General features: G+C 59.6%; 15 protein-coding genes. 9 read left to right on the top strand and 6 right to left on the bottom strand.

Annotated features, from left to right (window positions below; all coding sequences use genetic code 11):
- Positions 1 to 110: 110 nt before the first annotated feature.
- Together glpX and GFS31_RS10370 are read left to right on the top strand one after the other, a co-directional pair.
- On the top strand, positions 111 to 1,148 hold the full coding sequence (gene glpX, locus GFS31_RS10375; RefSeq protein ID WP_198804762.1) for a class II fructose-bisphosphatase: 1,038 nt from the start codon (positions 111 to 113) through the stop codon (positions 1,146 to 1,148).
- Positions 1,149 to 1,473: 325 nt separating this feature from the next.
- Positions 1,474 to 2,766 (top strand): glutamyl-tRNA reductase, encoded by a 1,293-nt coding sequence (locus tag GFS31_RS10370; RefSeq protein ID WP_198804761.1) that lies wholly within the window; start codon positions 1,474 to 1,476, stop codon positions 2,764 to 2,766.
- Positions 2,767 to 2,858: 92 nt separating this feature from the next.
- Here the strand turns inward: GFS31_RS10370 and ruvC are convergent, their stop codons facing one another.
- From ruvC to GFS31_RS10340, 6 genes are all read right to left on the bottom strand, one after another.
- Positions 2,859 to 3,344 carry a crossover junction endodeoxyribonuclease RuvC gene (gene ruvC / locus GFS31_RS10365; RefSeq protein WP_225907375.1) on the bottom strand — a complete coding sequence of 162 codons (486 nt, stop codon included), beginning with the start codon at positions 3,342 to 3,344 and terminating at the stop codon, positions 2,859 to 2,861.
- 55 nt (positions 3,345 to 3,399) lie between these two features.
- Positions 3,400 to 4,503, bottom strand: a complete 1,104-nt coding sequence (gene bchI, locus GFS31_RS10360; protein WP_198804760.1) for a magnesium chelatase ATPase subunit I — start codon at positions 4,501 to 4,503, stop codon at positions 3,400 to 3,402.
- 228 nt (positions 4,504 to 4,731) lie between these two features.
- Complete coding sequence (locus GFS31_RS10355) at positions 4,732 to 5,472, bottom strand: DUF561 domain-containing protein (RefSeq protein ID WP_198804759.1); 741 nt, start codon at positions 5,470 to 5,472, stop codon at positions 4,732 to 4,734.
- Positions 5,473 to 5,569: 97 nt separating this feature from the next.
- Positions 5,570 to 7,291: an ArnT family glycosyltransferase gene (locus GFS31_RS10350; protein ID WP_198804758.1), complete on the bottom strand. Its 1,722-nt coding sequence runs from the start codon at positions 7,289 to 7,291 to the stop codon at positions 5,570 to 5,572.
- Positions 7,292 to 7,327: 36 nt separating this feature from the next.
- Positions 7,328 to 7,870 carry an AAA family ATPase gene (locus GFS31_RS10345; protein WP_225907374.1) on the bottom strand — a complete coding sequence of 181 codons (543 nt, stop codon included), beginning with the start codon at positions 7,868 to 7,870 and terminating at the stop codon, positions 7,328 to 7,330.
- Positions 7,871 to 7,880: 10 nt separating this feature from the next.
- Entirely contained in the window at positions 7,881 to 9,170 is a 1,290-nt protein-coding gene (locus GFS31_RS10340) for a glucose-1-phosphate adenylyltransferase (protein WP_198804757.1), read from the bottom strand.
- A 267-nt stretch (positions 9,171 to 9,437) separates the two neighbouring features.
- Between GFS31_RS10340 and GFS31_RS10335 the strand changes: the two genes are divergently transcribed.
- The 7 genes from GFS31_RS10335 (at position 9,438) to GFS31_RS10305 (ending at position 15,734) form a co-directional block, all read left to right on the top strand.
- Positions 9,438 to 9,893 carry a thiol-disulfide oxidoreductase DCC family protein gene (locus tag GFS31_RS10335; protein ID WP_198804756.1) on the top strand — a complete coding sequence of 152 codons (456 nt, stop codon included), beginning with the start codon at positions 9,438 to 9,440 and terminating at the stop codon, positions 9,891 to 9,893.
- A 67-nt stretch (positions 9,894 to 9,960) separates the two neighbouring features.
- Entirely contained in the window at positions 9,961 to 10,635 is a 675-nt protein-coding gene (locus tag GFS31_RS10330) for a HEAT repeat domain-containing protein (protein WP_198804755.1), read from the top strand.
- A gap of 43 nt (positions 10,636 to 10,678) precedes the next feature.
- A complete protein-coding gene (locus GFS31_RS10325) occupies positions 10,679 to 11,773 on the top strand; it encodes a glycosyltransferase family 4 protein (RefSeq protein WP_198804754.1) in 1,095 nt (364 codons plus the stop codon).
- 246 nt (positions 11,774 to 12,019) lie between these two features.
- Positions 12,020 to 13,000 carry a J domain-containing protein gene (locus GFS31_RS10320; RefSeq protein ID WP_198804753.1) on the top strand — a complete coding sequence of 327 codons (981 nt, stop codon included), beginning with the start codon at positions 12,020 to 12,022 and terminating at the stop codon, positions 12,998 to 13,000.
- Positions 13,000 to 14,238, top strand: coding sequence for an ATP phosphoribosyltransferase regulatory subunit (locus GFS31_RS10315; protein ID WP_198804752.1), 1,239 nt, complete (start codon positions 13,000 to 13,002; stop codon positions 14,236 to 14,238). Before GFS31_RS10320 ends, GFS31_RS10315 begins: the two co-directional genes overlap by 1 nt.
- A 168-nt stretch (positions 14,239 to 14,406) precedes the next feature.
- Positions 14,407 to 14,634 carry an indolepyruvate ferredoxin oxidoreductase subunit alpha gene (locus GFS31_RS10310; RefSeq protein ID WP_198804751.1) on the top strand — a complete coding sequence of 76 codons (228 nt, stop codon included), beginning with the start codon at positions 14,407 to 14,409 and terminating at the stop codon, positions 14,632 to 14,634.
- A gap of 8 nt (positions 14,635 to 14,642) precedes the next feature.
- Positions 14,643 to 15,734: a sensor histidine kinase gene (locus tag GFS31_RS10305; RefSeq protein ID WP_198804750.1), complete on the top strand. Its 1,092-nt coding sequence runs from the start codon at positions 14,643 to 14,645 to the stop codon at positions 15,732 to 15,734.
- Positions 15,735 to 15,853 lie beyond the last annotated feature (119 nt).

The following is a 15,853-nucleotide window of genomic DNA, read 5'->3' as shown; positions in this document are numbered from 1 at the left end:
AGGTCTTTGCGCCAATCATCTATGCCTTGATCCCACCGTCTGATAGACTGAGAAGCTGAGATAGGGAACGCGAAAACCTACTAGATATAGGCACTTGGAGGATTAATCCCGTGGAAAGTACCCTCGGTCTTGAGATTATTGAGGTGGTCGAACAGGCGGCGGTCGCCTCGGCCCGTTGGATGGGCAAAGGCGAAAAAAATATTGCTGACCAAGTGGCCGTAGAAGCCATGCGGGAGCGCATGAACAAAATCCACATGCGCGGCCGCATTGTGATTGGTGAGGGTGAACGGGACGATGCCCCCATGCTCTACATCGGTGAAGAAGTGGGGATTTGCACCCAGCCCGATGCCAAAGCCTACTGCAACCCCGACGAACTGGTGGAAATCGACATCGCCGTTGATCCCTGTGAAGGCACCAACCTGGTGGCCTACGGTCAAAACGGCTCCATGGCGGTGCTGGCCATCTCCGAGAAGGGTGGTCTATTTGCTGCCCCCGACTTCTACATGAAGAAGCTGGCCGCTCCTCCCCAAGCCAAGGGCCATGTAGATATCAACAAGTCCGCCACCGAGAACCTGAAAATCCTGGCCGAGTGCCTCGACCGGGCCATCGACGAACTGGTGGTGGTGGTGATGAAACGGGATCGCCACAACGACCTGATTAAAGAAATCCGCGATGCCGGGGCTCGCGTGAAGCTGATCGCCGACGGTGACGTCGGTGCGGCCATCTCCTGCGCCTTCTCCGGTACCAATACCCACGCTCTGATGGGGATTGGGGCCGCTCCCGAAGGGGTGATTAGCGCCGCCGCCATGCGCTGCCTGGGGGGCCACTTCCAGGGTCAGCTGATCTACGATCCTGAAGTGGTGAAGACTGGCCTGATTGGCGAAAGCAAGGAAGCCAACATCGCCCGCCTCAACGAAATGGGCATCACCGACATCGACAAAGTCTACGACGCTGAAGAACTGGCCTCCGGCGAAACCGTGCTGTTTGCCGCCACGGGGATCACCTCCGGCGAACTGATGAACGGCGTGCGCTTCTTCCACGGCGGTGCCCGGACTCAGTCCCTGATCATCTCCAGCCAGTCTAAGACTGCCCGCTTCGTGGACACCATCCACATGTTTGAGGCTCCCAAGACCCTGCAAATCCGCTAGGGCGCGGCTCTGCCGATAACCCATCCCCCATTAAGGATGAATCACTGGGAAAAGGTAAGGTTGGAGACGACCTTGCCCTTTTCCCTTAGAGATGTGGCTATCCGCATCTCTTTTTTTCGGGTCTTTACATTTTTTGATGGACTTTTGTTGAGTTTCCTTGAGTCAGCGCCGATTTGTCTCTAAGTTCAAACATATTGGCTTTTGTGCGCCCGGTTATTTGGCCCATGCTCCATCCCCCGCCGCCTTCTGGCAAGGATGGTAGGAGCGGCGGCTACCACCAGCGGCCACGATAAATTAGGTGAATTACTAAACGCGTGGAGGAAGAATGAATATCGCCGTAATTGGTCTGAGCCATAAAACCGCCCCCGTTCAAATTCGTGAAAAACTCAGCATTCCCACGGCTCAGACGGGAGACGCGATTGCCCATCTCACCCACTGTCCTCACATTGACGAAGTTTCTATCCTCAGCACCTGCAACCGTCTCGAAATTCACATCGTCACCGAGGAGACTGAGCAGGGCATCCGGGAAGTAACTCAGTTCCTCTCAGAGCACAGCGGCCTGCCCCTGCCGGAACTGCGCCAGCATTTGTTCATCCTGCTGCACCAAGACGCCGTGAATCATCTGATGCGGGTGGCGGCGGGGCTAGATAGCCTCGTCCTTGGCGAAGGCCAAATCCTTGCCCAAGTAAAGCACGCTCACCAACTGGCCCAGCAGCACAAGAGCCTAGGCCGGGTGCTGGATCGCCTGCTGAAGCAATCCCTCACCGCCGGAAAGCGCGTCCGCAGCGAAACCAGCATCGGCACCGGGGCCGTGTCCATCAGCTCAGCGGCGGTGGAACTGGCCAAACTGAAGGTACCCAACCTAGACACCTGCAAGATCAGCATCCTCGGTGCCGGGAAAATGGCCCGTCTGCTGGTGCAGCACCTCAACGCCAAGGAATCTTGCCCCATCACCATCCTCAACCGCACCATCAATCGGGCGGATGAACTGGCCAAGCAGTTCCCAGAGGCCAACATCCAAACGGGCACCCTCGACGCCATGCTGGAGACCGTGCAGAACTCAGACGTGGTGTTCACCTGCACCTCCGCCACCGAGCCCATTCTGCACCGGGAAAACCTGGAGCCGATTCTGGACGGCAACCGTACCCTGATGGTGTTTGATATTTCCGTGCCCCTGAACGTCCACGCCAACGTCAACGAGCTGCCCAACGTCCACGCCTTCAATGTGGACGACCTGAAGGCCGTGGTCGCCCAAAACCAAGCCAGCCGCCGCCGCATGGCCATGGAAGCCCAGGTGCTCTTGGATGAAGAGGTAGAAGGTTTCATGGACTGGTGGCGTTCCCTCGACACTGTGGGCACCATCAGCAGCCTTCGCAACAAGGTCGAGTCTATCCGCGAACAGGAACTGGAAAAAGCCCTCTCCCGTCTGGGCAGCGAGTTTGCCGAAAAGCACCAAGAGGTCATTGAAGCCCTCACCCGTGGCATCGTCAACAAAATCCTCCACGACCCCATGGTGCAGCTCCGCGCCCAGCGGGACATCGAAGCCCGCAAACGGGCCATGCAGACCCTCCATGTGCTGTTTGACCTTGAGCCTGCCTCTAGCCAAAAGTACAGCTAGTCACCCCGGATTCAGCGCCCAGTTGGGCCTACGCTACAGAAGTAGGCCCGACTGGGGCAAGGCGGCTAACGGGCAGCAGAGCCCTGACCAGGCTAGCCCACCTGTTGAAACCATCCTGCGAGGGCGAGGGCGAGGGCATCGGCAGCATCGTCGGGGCGAGGAATTTTATCGAGGTTGAGTTCACGGGCTACGGCCTCTTGGACTTCGGCCTTGTCGGCGTTGCCGTATCCGGTCAGGGCTTGCTTGACCTGGGCGGGGGTAAACTCGGTCGGCGTCAACTGGTATTGGGCGAGGACGAGCATCACCACACCCCGCGCCTGGGCCACCAAAATCGTGTTGCCCATGCGGTAGAAGAAGAATTTCTCGATGACCACCTGATCGGGCTGAAACTGGTCGATCAGGCTATGGAGATCGTCGTAAATGGTGCAAAGGCGTTCGCCCACCGGGGTTTTAGCCGGAGTGGAAATCACGCCGAAATCAATCACCGTCACCGCTGACTCGGCCCCCTGGGAGGGAGTGTCGATAACCCCAAAGCCCAGGGTGGCCAAGCCAGGATCGATGCCCAAAATGCGGGTCACGGTAGACCGATCACGCGAGGTAGATCGCGGTGTAGATCACTCACAGACACCGAAATTACTTCACCCCAACGGGTTGGCGACCGTTGGCCATGGCTTCATCGGGGTCGGCGAGGCCAAACACCTTGCAGAACACCTTCTCCACCTTAAAGCCAGAGTCGATGCTTTCGAGGGGATCCTTCCGCAGACGGTGGCGCAGGCATAGCACAATCACCCGCCGAATATCGTTGAGGGTGACTTCGGTGCGGCCTTCGTAGGCGGCGATGGCCTTGGCGGCGCGGTTGGTGACAATGTCGCCCCGCAGACCGTCCACATCCAGCTCGGCGCAGACTTCGGAAATGCGTACCCGATCTTCGTACTCCAGGGTAACGGAGGGCAGGCGCTTTTGGGCCTCCACCAAGCGGGCCTGAAGTTCGTTTTGCTTGGCCTCATGCTGGGCTAGATAGCCAGCGGGATCTTGGTCAAAGGCGGAACGCTGCTCCACAATTTCTACCCGCAGTTCGGGGTTACGCACGGTGCGAATTTCGGCGTGCATCCCAAAGCGGTCGAGCAGTTGGGGCCGCAGTTCCCCTTCTTCGGGGTTGCCAGAACCCACCAGCACAAACTGGGCCGGGTGGCGGATGGAGATGCCTTCCCGTTCCACGGTGTTCCAGCCGGAGGCGGCGGAGTCCAGCAGCACGTCTACGAGGTGATCGTCCAGCAGGTTGACTTCATCCACGTAGAGGATGCCCCGGTTGGCCTTGGCGAGCAGGCCCGGTTCAAAGGCTTTGACCCCTTCGGAGAGGGCTTTTTCGATGTCGATGGTGCCGCAGACCCGGTCTTCGGTGGCCCCTAGGGGCAGGTCGATCATGGGCACTTTTTTGGCGGCGATGGGCAGTTCCGTGGTGCCCCGCTCAGCAATTACATCAGGATCCTTGGGCGACCGACTGAAGGGATCGTCGGCTACCACGTCAATTTCGGGCAGCAGGTCGGCCAGGGCGCGAATGGTGGTGGATTTTCCGGTGCCTCGGTCGCCCATGATCATGACGCCGCCAATTTTGGGGTCAATGACGTTGAGCAGCAGGGCCAGCTTCATGTCGTCTTGGCCAATCACGGCGGTGAAGGGAAAAACCGCCCGCCGAGGCGCAGGGGAGGAATAGGATGGGGCAGCAGTAGAACTCACTGGCGTTTCTTAAAGATTACGGCACAACAAAAATCTATTGTTCATTGTGCCACAGTGCTGGCGTCCAAACAGGCGCTTGTACGTTGTCTATGCAGGGTTTTAAAGCGATAGCAGCACTATCGTCTACGCCATCCTCTGCGATTCAGGCTGACACCAGGAGCATGGACTCCCAGGGTTGTCATGGCCCTGGGAGCGTAGCCATTCTAGATCCCTAGAACCTTAGAGATCCTAGGCGCGGGCGGCGATCCGAGCGACTTGCAGGCTTTCGGCCAGCTTGCGAACCACGGCGATCATGGCAAGGGGGTTATCCATCTTGTTAACGGCGGAACCCACGCCCACGCCAGCGGCCCCGGCGGCAATGGCCATCGGTGCGGTCACATCGGACAGGCCAGAGGCGCAGAGGACGGGCACGGACACGGCACGGGAGATTTCGTAGGCCGCGGCCAGAGTGGGAGCTGCTTTTTCGATTAGGCCCAGGGTGCCGGGGTGGGTGGGCTGGCTGCTGGTGCCGCCTTCGGTTTGGATGATGTCTGCACCAGCGGCGACCAGGGCTTCGGCTAGGGCCACTTGCTCATCCAGCGCCAGAATGTGGGGCACGGTGACGGAGAGGGTGATTTCCGGCAGCAGGGCACGGGTGCGGCGGGTGAGGTCGAGCACTTCGGGAGCCTCGAAACGGCGACCTTGGGCGTAGAAGGCATCGAAGTTACCGATTTCGATCAGGTCTGCCCCAGCGGCCACAGCAGCCAGGAACGCTTCGGGTTCCACCGCAGAGACGCAGATGGGGAGGGTGGTGGCGGCTTTGGCCAAGCGCACCAGTTCCGCATCGGCTGCGATATCTACGAAGGTGGCCCCGCCTTGGTCAGCCGCTTTCACAATATCCACCACATGGGCGGCGTTGAAGTTGGTGAGGCCGCTGATGATTTTGAGGGCGGTTTGGTTGGCCAAAGCCTGTTGTAGGTCAGAACGCATAGAAAATCTCTCAAACGCTGAATTCAGTCTGCCCCATTGTCGCATTGTCGGCTGTACTGTGGTGAACCGAATCGCGATCTGCCACCCTTGGCCGACTTCAGGGCACGTCCGGCTCGCAGCGTTCGCCATCAGTGGTAAAGGCGAGGGGATAGGCGGGATCGAGGGGAGAGCCGATTTCCCTGGCCCGAAAGCCGTAGCCTGTGACGAGGTGATAGGTCTGAATCGGGCGACCCAAGCGCTGAATGGTAACGATTTGGGGCAGATCGGTGCGTTCAAACATGGCCAGGTGGGCGGGACAAATGGGGTGCCAGTCTTCCCCCAGCAAAACGGCATCCCGACCGTCGAGGGCTTCCACGTCGTACCAAAAGTCGGTTTGGTCAATGCGGCCCGAAATGGCGAGAACATCAGGGTTATCCAACTGGTAGGCCAAAGCCCCAGCGGAGCGATAATCTGTCGTTAACAACAGCGGGTTTTCAAGGGTTTCGGCCTGGACGGTAACGGCAGCGGCAATCTGATCCCAGCCAAACAGGGCGGCACTGTCGTTATCGGCTGGCCCAAACAGGGCGGTAATGGGAATGACGGTGTAATGAAACGTCAGCACCGTGACGGCAAACAGCCCTAATCCCTGCGCTACGGCCATTTGGCGAGGATGTCGCATCGGTGGTGGCGAATCTTGTCCCCTTTGTTGAAACCTTGTTTTCCCGTAGCTGATTTCTCCGTGACTGGGTTCATCCTGATTCTGACCGGGCTGTAAATCCTGACGGTAAAACCGATCCGCCAAGAGGGGAAGCAGCAGCGGGTAGGCCAGGATATTCCAGTAATACAGCGCCACCGAAACCAGGGAAAGGGCGACAAAGGTGCCCGTTGAAAGGACAAACATCCACCCCGCCACCACCGGATAGAGGGAAGGCCGCACAAAATTTTGGCTCACCCGTGGCCACCGTCGCCCCAATCGCCACAGGCCCCAGGTGTGAATGGGGCCGAGGATGAGGCCGCACAGCAGCAGAAAGACGAGGGGTTGTAGGAGGTTCAGCGTGAGGCCATCACCGCCGCTGGTGCGATCCCCATAGAACTGAAAGGAGGCAAACCCCTGCTGCCAGTTCCAAATCAAAATCGGGGACAGGGTGAGGAGGGTGATGCCCAAGGCGATGTACAGCCGAGCATCGAGCAACAGCCGCCGCAGGGATCGCTGGGTCAACAGCGTCGCCAGAAAGCCCAGGCCCACAAACAGGGCGTTGTATTTGCTGAGTCCGGCCAATCCCAAAAACAGGGCCGCTCGGTACAGATGGCGAGACTGGCCTCGACCATCGGCCTGGTAGCTATCCACAAACCGGACAAAATCAAAGCTGCTGAGCACGGCCAAGGTGACAAGCCAGTGGTCGTGCCACGCCATCGACAAAAACAGAAAAAATAGCGGGGATGCGGCCAGCAGCAGGATCATCAGCCAGAGCCGATCTCCGCCATCGTCGCCATAGAGGTAGCGGCCAATGCGGTAAAAGGTGACGGCCAAAATCCCGTTGCTCACCAGGTTCGGCAACCGTAGCGCCCAGGTCGAACGCCCCAACAGGGTGGCCGAAAGTCCCTGAATCCAAGCATGGAAGGGCGGGTGATCGTAGTAGGAAAAGCTAGGTCGCTGCCCCCACAGCCAGTAGTAGGCTTCGTCGGGGTTGGGAAACGCCGCACCCCAGAACCCAATCCGTACCACCAAAAACGCCAGCAGCCACCAGCGTCCCCAGCGCCACACTGGAGATCGAAACCAGTCCTCCATACCCGCCTGAAACTGGGAAAGTTGGGATGATTTGGGGTCTAAGGAAGCCATGGCCGTGGTTGAGCGGATCACCCCCTAGAGTAGCGCCTAGGCTTGTCCCTCCAGCGACGGGATGGGGATATGGATGACCTGATCGGCCCCGTCGGCTAGGGCAGGGGGAGCCCCCTGGAGAGAGCGGTGCATGGCGGCGATCACGTCATCGGGCACCTGGCGAGACCGCTGACGATTACGGGCCAGGGCCACCGACAGCGGCACGTCGATCCACACCAGCACAAGGGGGTTAAATCCCATTTGCCGAGCGGCCACCAAGGCAGAGCGACGGTGGCGACGGCGGGCATTGGTGGCATCGTAGAGGATCCCCGCTAGGTGCCCCTGGGTGATGGCCTCAAGCCCCTGCTGCCACTCGGTTTGAACGCAGGCCCAAACCCGCCGCCAATCGCCTTGAAGGGCAGCATCACCATAGAGCCGCTGACGGCAATCATCGGTAGATACCACGCGAAACCCTGGACGGACCGACAAAAACTGGGCCGACCAGGTAGATTTTCCGCTTCCCGGCAGGCCCACCAGCACCAGCAGCGGTGCTGATCCCTCCGCTACATGGGCGAGGATATCGTCCGTTGCGGGGGGCACCAGGAGTTCGCTAGATAATCATGCCGTCGGGGATGGTGGCATTTTTCAGCACTACCACAATGCCGCTTCGGATATAGAAGCCGAGGTCTTCCCGTTCCGCTTCTTGGACGTTTTCTTTGTTGACGATCTGCACATTGCGGCCAATGCGGGCGTTTTTGTCGATAATGGCGCGGCGAATGACTGACCCTTCGCCCACCCCGATGGGCACCTTGCCCCGTGTTAGGTGTTGGCTGCTCTCGGAGAGGGGTTCGTAGTAGTCGGCCCCCATCAGCAGCGAGTCTTCGATGGTGCAGTTTGCGTTGATGCGCTGACGCAGACCAATCACGGAGTGGTGAATGCGGCAATTTTTGAGGATACAGCCCTCGGTGATGCTGGACTCGGTGATGTGGCAGTCGAGCAGCTTGTTGGGGGGCAGGTAGCGCGAGCGGGTATAGATGGGGGCGTCTTCGTGGTAGAAGCTGAAGGGCGGCTGGGGCTGCATCGTCAGCGCTAGGTTGGCGTCGTAGAACGCTTCAATCGTTCCGATGTCTTCCCAGTAGCCATCGAATAGGTAGGCTTGAACGTTGTGATCGCGGGCGGAGGCGGGAATGATTTCTTTGCCAAAGTCCGTGTGGTCAACGCCCTTCCGCAGCAGGTCAATCAGGACTTGCTTTTTGAAAACGTAGATCCCCATGGAGGCGATGAAGGGCTGCTCCTGGGCTTGATCTGGGGTGAGGCCCAGCACCGTGGTATCTACCTTCATGCGGTCGAGCGCTTCGCCCTTGGGTTTTTCGCTAAAGTCCACCACGCGCCCGGTGCCGTCAATTTTCATCAGGCCAAATTCTGAGGCTTGTTTATAGCCCATGGGCACCACGGAGAGGGTGATGTCAGCGTTGGTTGCCCGGTGACGCTCTACAAACAGGCTGTAGTCCATGCGGTAGAGGTGATCCCCAGACAAAATCAGGAAATCATCCACATTCCAGGTATCCAGCAGCCAGAGGTATTTCCGTACCGCATCCGCCGTGCCCTGGAACCAACTGGGGCTTTCGGGGGTTTGCTGGGCTGCCAGTACCTCCACAAAGCCGTCGGTCAGGTTAGAAAACTGATAGGTACGGCCAATGTGGCGATTGAGCGACGCAGAGTTGAACTGAGTGAGAACGTAGATTTTATGAATTTCGGAGTTGATGCAGTTGCTCACCGGGATGTCAATGAGGCGATACTTCCCGGCTAGAGGAACCGCTGGCTTGGCCCGAAACTTGGTTAATGGATATAACCGGGTGCCGGCACCCCCACCCAAAATAATCGCCAATACTGATTTCACGACGCTTCCTCGTTGATCCCCGAAGATTTCCTTGGTTTGCACATCTACAGTTTGGGACGGCAGGTACACCTTGACAAGGGGGATCGCAGAAGATTGTGGCAGATTGTGACCTAGCTCACATCCCAGGCCCTATCCCCGCCGGAGACGCCCCTGTGAGGCTCCGGCGATGCCTAATTTTTGCTCTCAGAGCTAGGAAAAAGGTTTTCTAGAGCCAGAATGTAATGTTTCGTTAAGCTATTAGAGATTGCTATCTTGGTTGCGAACGCCATGACTCTGCCCCCCTCTGTCTCTGCCCCCACCTGGAAAATTAACCTGCTCTACGACGGCGAATGCCCCCTCTGTCTGTGGGAGGTAGAAGCCCTGAAACGCAAGGACAAGGGCCGAGGGCTGGTGAAATTCACCAACATTGCCGAGGACGACTATTCGGCGGCAGACAACGGCGGCATTGACTACGCAACGGCGATGGGGCGCATCCATGCGGTGCGGGCCGACGGCACCGTGATTAAAAACGTGGAAGTCTTCCGCCAGGTGTATCGGGTGCTGGGGGCGGGCTGGATCTATGCCCCCACGGGATGGCCCATCCTTGGCCCCCTGGTGGACTGGGCCTACGGCCTGTGGGCCCAGTGGCGTTTGACCCTCACTGGACGCCCCAGCCTAGAAACGCTGCTGGCAGAACGGGAAGTTCGCGCCGCGAGCTGTGGGGATCGCTGCCGGGTCAACTAGCGGCGCGGTGGGACAGGTGAAGGGGCTAGTTTATAATGTAAAGGGATGTAACTTTTCTGAGATTGCCATGGCCTCCGTAGATTTAGATCAGATTGCGGCCAACCTCCAGAGCCCTAACTCCAAAGATCGTATGTTGGCCCTGGCGTCGTTACGGGATGTGCCAGCGGCCCAAGCAGCTCCGCTGATCCGGCAGGTCATTGATGACGACAATATGCAAATTCGCTCGATGGCGGTGTTTGCCCTGGGGATCAAGCCCGACGAACACGCCTTTGACATTCTGATTCGCCTGCTCACCTCCGACCCAGACTACGGCATCCGGGCCGACGCCGCTGGGGCGCTAGGGTACCTCGAGGATCCTCGCGCCTTTGAAAGCTTGGTGCGGGCCTTTTACGAAGATACCGACTGGCTGGTACGCTTTAGTGCGGCGGTGGCGCTGGGCAATCTCAAAGATCCCCGCGCCCACGATGTGCTAATGCAGGCCCTCCAGAGCGATCAGGAAGTGATGCAGCAGGCGGCGATTGCGGCGGTGGGAGAAATTGGCGATGTGGCCGCCGTAGACGAGATTCTCAAGTTTGCCCAGTCCCCCGATTGGCTGGTGCGGCAGCGCCTCGCCGAAGCCCTGGGCCATTTGCCCAGCCCCAAAACCGAAGCCGCCCTGCGCTACCTAGAAAAAGACATTCACTTTCAGGTGGCCGAAGCCGCCCGCATTTCTCTAGATCGGCTTGAAGCGCAGGCGCTTTGAGAATGCCCTGACTTGCCCCCAGATGACCCCAAAGGATATGTGTATGGATCGGTTACGGTTGCTGTTGGTGTCTACCCCGGTGGGGCCGCTGGGGTCGGGGTTGGGGGGCGGCGTTGAACTAACATTGCTGAACCTAGGGCAAGAACTGCGGCGGCGGGGGCATGACGTTACCATTCTTGCTCCGGCGGGCTCAGTGCTGGGGGATTTGCCTGTGGTTGGCGTTTCTGGCCCGCTTCAGCCCACCGCCCACACCCAGGGGCGCGACACCCCCATTGTTCTGCATCAGGATGGGGTTTTGGGGCGCATGTGGGACACCGCCCGCCAACATCAAGACGCCTATGATTTAATCGTCAACTTTGCCTACGACTGGCTCCCCTTCTACCTCACCCCCTTTTTTCAAACCCCGGTGGCCCACTTCGTTACGATGGGTTCCCTCAGCGACGCAATGGATGGGGCGGTGCGGCAGGTGGCCGATCAGTTCCCTGGCCGCCTTGGAGCCTATACCCGCACCCAGGCCGAGACCTTTGGCTGTGGTGCCGCCTTCAAGATTCTCAGTAGCGCCATTGATTTGAGCTGCTATCAGTTTTGTCCGACTCCGGGGCAGGCGGTGGCGTGGCTGGGGCGCATCTCCCCGGAAAAAGCCCTGGAGGATGCCCTCGCCGCGACGGAGATGGCCCAAATCCCCCTGAAGATTTTAGGCAAGCTGGAGGATGAAGCCTACTGGCAAAGCCTGGGTCAGCGCTTTCCCCAGGCGGCAGACAGCTACCTCGGCTTTTTGCCCACCCAGGCCCTGCAAGCGATTGTGGGCCAGTGCCGCGCCCTAGTGATGACCCCTCGCTGGGTGGAGGCTTTTGGCAATGTGGCCATCGAAGCCCTGGCCTGTGGGGTGCCTGTGATTGCCTACGACCGGGGTGGCCCCGCCGAAATTGTGCGGTCTGGAACTACGGGCTGGCTGGTGCCCCCCGACGATATCGCTGCCCTGGCCGAGGCCCTAACCCGCATTGAGGCTCTGGATCGCGTAGCCTGTCGTCAGCAGGCCGAAACGGAATACTCCCTTCCGGCCCTAGGAGATCGCTTTGAGGCTTGGTTTCAGGCCATGCTGGGAACGTCGCCACCGATGGCTGAGCCCCGCCCTTAGCGTTCACGCCCCTGCTGGCTCGCTTCATCCCCCATCGACGGCCCAACTGGGTGTCTCGCCGTGGCCAAGAAGGGGTGATCAGGCGAGTCTATAGGGAACAGAGTTACCCTAGGAAGATCACCTGGGAGGAACTCCCCCGTTTGGGATAGGAATTGGGGTGGGCGATAGCCCAGACCACCCTAGAAATGGAATACTCTGAAAAGGGCTTGGGCCTAGTGCGGTGAAGGCGAAGGAAAATAGCGAACCATGAAACTCGATACCGGACTGTTTAGCCTCGACTTTGAGGATCACCATGCGGTGCTAGGGATTCCGATTACCGCCGATGCCAAAGCGGTGCGCAAGCGCTACCTCATGATTGCTCGTAAGCTTCACCCCGATAGCCTTTCGGGCATTTCCGACGAGGATGCCCAACAGGCTAGTGATCTGCTCTCGAAATGGGTGAACCCGGCCTACGAAGCTCTGAGTCAGGAAAAAATCTTCAGCGAGCACCAGATTATCCTGAAGCTCAAGGGGCAAGGACTGCGGCGATCCCCCACGCCCCCGGCCGTTACCAGTGCGTCCGCCCAGACATTGCTCCAGGCATCCCAGGTAGACTTGGCCTACGATCAAGCTGTCAAAGCCTTGGCCAATCAGCAGTACGAACAGTTAACCCAGACGTTAAACGTGATCGGCCAGTTGAGCGAGCTAAATCTGGTGTACCTGTATCGCACCAGCGACGGCCCCATGGCCAGTGCTCGTCCGGCTGCCTCTGCCCCGGCTGCTGCCGCCCCGCCGCCGCCACCGGGCGCTCCGGCCAAAGCTCCCTCGCCGCCCCCTCGTCGCACCCAGGCGATGATTTTAGAGAGCTACCTAAAGCGAGCCCAGGATTTTGAAGTAGACCATGACTATAGTCGGGCGGTCTTAGAAATGCGGGAGGCCCTAAAAGCCTATCCCAACAGCGCCAAGTGCCACAGTTATTTGGCCAGCCTCTACCTCAAGGCGGGGCAAGCCACCATGGCCAAGGTTCATGCCAAGCGGGCGCTGGATTTGGCCCCTGAAGATGAGATCGCCCAGGCCATTCAGACCAAGCTGGAAAGAGGCCAAACCAGTGCAGCCAAGGCCCCCCCTGGAAAACCTCCGGCCAGAGGGAGCCAGCCCCCGGCCAAGGGGGCCTCCCCCGCTAAGGGCAAGCCCGAAGACAAGGGGGGGGGCTTCTTTGGTGGATTATTTGGAGGGAAGAAAAAATAATGGTTTATCAGCCGCCAACCGGAGCGCGGGATTTATTGCCCCTAGATGTGGCCCAAAAACGCTGGATTGAGGATCGCCTTGAACAAGTCTTTCAGCGCTGGGGCTACCACCGCATCATTACACCAACCATCGAGCGGCTGGATACGCTGATGGCCGGGGGTGCCATTGACCAGGAGGCCGTGATTGAGCTACACCAGGCCGCTGGGCCACGCCTGGGTCTGCGGCCAGAACTGACGGCCTCCATTGCGCGGGCGGCGGTGAGTCGGCTTAGCCGTGTGACCTACCCCCAGCGGCTGTACTACAACGCCAACGTCTTCCGGCAGGCCGACCAGGGGCACCGGGGCAGTCAGCAGGAATTTTTCCAGGCGGGGGTAGAGTTGCTGGGGGCTGGGGATCCCCTAGCCGATGCCGAAATGCTGCTGCTGCTCACCGACGGACTGGCCAGCCTCAACCTGCGGGGCTGGAGCTTGCTGTTGGGGGATGCTCAGCTCACCCGTGCCTTGCTGGAGCCATTTCCAGCGGCGGTGCGGAGGGCGGTACGCCAGTCCCTAGCCCATCTAGATCGCGTTACCCTAGAAACCCTTGATCTATCGCCCCAGCAGCGGGAACAGGCGCTCTACCTGCTAGACCTGCGAGGGGAGCCTGAGGATATTCTGCAAGCCCTGGGCACCCTAGACCTAGGGCCGGAGGGGCAGGCGTCCCTTCAGCGGCTCAAGTCCTTGGTGGCGCTGCTGCGCGAGGTGCCCTCCTCCCAGGGAGAAGCCTTGGATCGACCTGCGCTCATCCTCGACCTCAGCCTGATTCAAACCTTTGACTACTACACGGGTCTGGTGTTTGAGGTGGTGAGTCCGCCGGAACTGGGTTGTCAGGTGCTAGGGCGCGGGGGCCGCTACGACCACCTGCTGGAGGTGTTTAGCCCCGAAGGTGCAGGCTTCCCCGGCATTGGCTTTGTGTTTGACATTGACATGCTGCACCAGGCGCTCTTGCCCAGTGGACGACTGCCCCAGAGCACCCCTCCCAGCGACTGGCTGGTGGTGCCCACGGTGCCCCAGGCGGCGGTGGCGGCCTTTACCTATGCCCAAACTCTCCGGGGTTCGGCCAATTTAGTGCGGGCAGAAGTACACCTGGCGGAGGTGCCCTCCCAGGATGCCCTGCGAGCCGTTGCCCGCCATCGCCACATCCAGCACATTGCCTGGATTGACGCCAATGGGTTGCCACAAATCGAAACCCTACACTAACGTGATACATGGTCAGCGCCCAGTCCAGGATCATACGGATTCTGGGCCGGGGCGTCGGTCGGTTTGGCGGCACAGTGTTGCCTGATGCTGCGGGTGGCCTGCTTGGTTTACCGTTGTCGGCATCGCACCTTGCCCGTTGTTTGAGTTTCACCACGATAAGGAGACCCTGTGGCCCACACCATTGTTACGAATGTCTGTGAAGGAGTTGCGGATTGCGTCGATGCTTGCCCGGTAGCCTGTATTCACGAAGGCCCTGGCAAGAACACCAAAGGTACCGACTGGTACTGGATTGACTTTTCCACCTGCATTGACTGCGGCATTTGCCTTCAGGTCTGTCCGGTGGAGGGAGCTATTTTGCCGGAAGAGCAGCCCGATCTTCAGCAAACTCCCAGTTGAGAATCGGCATGGCCAAGGGCAACCTGCGCACGCGCCTCTTTCTCTCCCACATGGCGGTGATGACGGTGGGCATTGTCACCCTGGTGGTGGTGGGCCGTCTATACACGCCTCGGCTGCTGGTGATTACCATGCAGCGCTACGAAAACGGGGTGATGAGCCTTCATCGCCGCACCCAGTTGCTCAAGGGGGTAGAGGAAGCCTGGAGCAAGGGCATGGTGTGGTCGATTTTGGTGGGGGGCGGCGCGGCGGGGGCCCTGAGCTACTGGGTCTCGCGGCGGATTATTCGGCCCCTTGACCAGATGGCTGAGATTACTCGCCAGTTTGCCGCTGGCGATCTGGCGGCGCGGGTGCCCTCCTCCGAGATTTTGGAAATTCAGCGGTTGGCCAATAGCTTTAACCGCATGGCCTCCGACTTGGAGGGGGTGGAACAGCGGCGACGGGAACTGGTGGGCGACCTCACCCATGAGCTACGTACCCCCCTGACCATTCTCCACGGCTACCTAGAGGGCTTGGCCGATGGTACCGTCCCCCCCCAGCCGGAACTCTACGAACGGCTCGCCGCAGAAACCACTCGTCTTCAGCGCCTCGTTAACGACCTCCAGGAACTCTCTAAGCTGGAGGCGGGCTATCTGCCGATTCAGGCCCAGAGCTTGGCCTTGCCGCCGCTGCTAGAGGTTTTGATCCAGACCTTTGAGGGACAGCAGGCCCACCCCGATCAGGTGGCCTTGGTGCTCGATTGCCCGCCCGATCTGCCCGCCGTCTACGCCGACCCCAGCCGCATTGAGCAAATTTTAATTAACCTGCTCGGCAATGCCCTGCGCTACACCGACCAGGGCAAAGTTGTAGTACGCGCCTGGGCCGAACCCAACCGCGTCTATCTTTCCGTGGCGGATACGGGCATTGGCATTGCCGAGGAAGACGTCCCCTACGTGTTTGAACGCTTCTGGCGAGCCGACCGCTCCCGCAACCGCAGTTCCGGCGGTACGGGCCTCGGCCTCACCATCTGCCGACGCTTAGTTACGGTGCAGGGGGGTGAAATTAGCGTCACCAGTTGCCTGGGCCAGGGGACAACCTTTACCTTTTGGCTGCCCCAAGCCTAGGGTACCGAGGAACGTCTAGACAGAAGGCGGGCCAAATCCTAGGGCAAGACGGCTTAGGGCCGCTCGATGGGCATACTAGTAGAATAGAAGCATCACGCTACGCTGGGTAGCAGCTTGGT

Origin of the sequence: Leptolyngbya sp. BL0902, assembly GCF_016403105.1 — a bacterium.
Classification (GTDB): Bacteria; Cyanobacteriota; Cyanobacteriia; order Phormidesmidales; family Phormidesmidaceae; genus Nodosilinea.
The sequence above is the reverse complement of the archived record's forward strand: the minus strand, read 5'-3'. Positions and strand labels throughout refer to the sequence as shown.

Coding starts and splice junctions, on each gene's coding strand:
- GFS31_RS10350 (WP_198804758.1), bottom strand. CDS start 7,291: ATGGCTTCCTTAGACCCCAAATCATCCCAACTTTCCCAGTTTCAGGCG.
- GFS31_RS10325 (WP_198804754.1), top strand. CDS start 10,679: ATGGATCGGTTACGGTTGCTGTTGGTGTCTACCCCGGTGGGGCCGCTG.
- GFS31_RS10330 (WP_198804755.1), top strand. CDS start 9,961: ATGGCCTCCGTAGATTTAGATCAGATTGCGGCCAACCTCCAGAGCCCT.
- GFS31_RS10315 (WP_198804752.1), top strand. CDS start 13,000: ATGGTTTATCAGCCGCCAACCGGAGCGCGGGATTTATTGCCCCTAGAT.
- GFS31_RS10335 (WP_198804756.1), top strand. CDS start 9,438: ATGACTCTGCCCCCCTCTGTCTCTGCCCCCACCTGGAAAATTAACCTG.
- GFS31_RS10355 (WP_198804759.1), bottom strand. CDS start 5,472: ATGCGTTCTGACCTACAACAGGCTTTGGCCAACCAAACCGCCCTCAAA.
- GFS31_RS10370 (WP_198804761.1), top strand. CDS start 1,474: ATGAATATCGCCGTAATTGGTCTGAGCCATAAAACCGCCCCCGTTCAA.
- GFS31_RS10320 (WP_198804753.1), top strand. CDS start 12,020: ATGAAACTCGATACCGGACTGTTTAGCCTCGACTTTGAGGATCACCAT.
- GFS31_RS10305 (WP_198804750.1), top strand. CDS start 14,643: ATGGCCAAGGGCAACCTGCGCACGCGCCTCTTTCTCTCCCACATGGCG.